Source organism: Pseudoroseomonas ludipueritiae (assembly GCF_014490445.1).
In the GTDB taxonomy this organism is placed as follows: Bacteria; Pseudomonadota; Alphaproteobacteria; order Acetobacterales; family Acetobacteraceae; genus Pseudoroseomonas; species Pseudoroseomonas ludipueritiae.
In genome coordinates this window covers 1-1,488 of record NZ_JACTUZ010000328.1, presented here as the reverse complement: position 1 = coordinate 1,488, position 1,488 = coordinate 1, and the positions used below count along the sequence as shown (strand labels likewise).

Annotated in this window: 2 protein-coding genes; both read right to left on the bottom strand. The window is 74.0% G+C overall.

Annotation, left to right across the window (positions count from 1 at the left end):
* Window positions 1–507 (bottom strand): PHP domain-containing protein (locus IBL25_RS26085; protein WP_187781340.1); only part of this gene is annotated, 507 nt, incomplete at its 3' end.
* Between the two features lie 9 nt (window positions 508–516).
* A partial coding sequence (locus tag IBL25_RS26080) for a DNA polymerase Y family protein (RefSeq protein WP_456315890.1) occupies window positions 517–1,488 on the bottom strand: 972 nt, incomplete at its 5' end.

Genomic DNA, 1,488 nt, shown 5'->3' with positions numbered 1-1,488 from the left:
CAGCCGCCGCCGGTCGTCGCCGCCGAAGCGATGCGCGGCGGCGCAGAACAACGGCATGGCGAGGCCGCGCCGCAGCGCCGCCGCATCCTGCCGCAGCCGGGCGGCGAAAGCCTCGTCCGGCGCTTCCGGCGCCACCAGCGCCATGATCTGCCCCTCGGCAGCAGCCAGCAGGGCTTCGCGGGCGATGCGTTCCTCACCCTTTTCCGCCACCATGCGGGCTTCCGACAGCAGCCGCGTCAGCCTTCCATAGGCGGCGCGGCCGGTGGGCCAGACGAGGTATTCGTGCCTGTCCTCCAGCGCCACGCGGCAGCCGACCACGAAGGGCAGGCGGATATCCTTGTGTTCCGCCGCCACCATGCCGCGCACCACGCCGGCCAGGGAATTGCGGTCGGCGATGCCAATGGCCGCATGCCCCAGCAGCTTCGCCGTCAGCACCAGCTCATGCGGGTGCGCGGCACCTTCGAGAAAGGTGAAGTTGGACATGGCGCCCAGCTCGGCGAAACCCATGGCCGCGCCTCACGCAAAGACGCCATGCAGGAACCAGCGCGGCGAGGCTTCCGGCAGCCCGGCGCGGCAGACCCAGAGCCGCGTGCCGTCCGCGCATTCCACGCGGTAATAGTCGCGCACCGGGCGGTCCGGGCGGTCACGCCACCATTCCGGCTCGAAACGCTCCGGCCCCTCGGCGGCGCGGATCTCGATCCAGTTGCCGCGCCAGTGGATGCGGCGCGGCGGCGCATCCGGCAGCACCGCGATCACCTCGATCTGCTCCGGCTGCCGCAGCAGGCGCAGCGGGCGGGGGCGGGCGGCCCAGCCCAGTGGCGTGGCGATGCTGGCGAAGGGGTCCACCTTCATCGCCGCGCGCTCCGGCCAATGGCTGGCGCGCGGGGCCAGGCGCCAGACGGCCAGCCGCTGCCCCAGGCGGTCGATCAACTGCGCCAGCGCGGCGGCATCGGCGGCGGGCGTGGCGCCGGCCACCATACCGGATTGCAGCGACGCCAGCGGCTCGGTGCGCTCGGCCAGCAGGTCCAGCCGCTCGAAGCCGAAGCGGGGTTCCAGCGCCTCCAGCCTGCTTTCCAGCAGCCGGTGCAGATGCGCGGGGTCGCGGCTGGGCAGGCCCAGGCCCAGCATGGCTTCCTGCACCGTGCCGTCGCCGCGATGCGCCCGCAGCACCAGCCGCAGCACGCCGCGCCCGGCATCCCCCAATTGCGCGCAAAGCGCCGGCAGCATGCGGGACAGCGCGGCATCGATGCCGCCACGGGTGATCAGCGGCTCCATCATCTCCCGCACCACCTGGAACTCGGGCGGCGGGCGCAGGCTGCGGAAGGGGGTGGCGGCCTCGCCCAGCATCCGGTCCAGCAGCAGCACCAGGGGCGCGCCGAAGCGGCGGGCCAATGGCGCGCGGGGCTGCCGCAGCACGTCGCCGGCTCGTTCCAGCCCCAGGCGGCGCAGCCCCACCAGCACCGGCACCGGCAGGCGCATGGCCGGCAG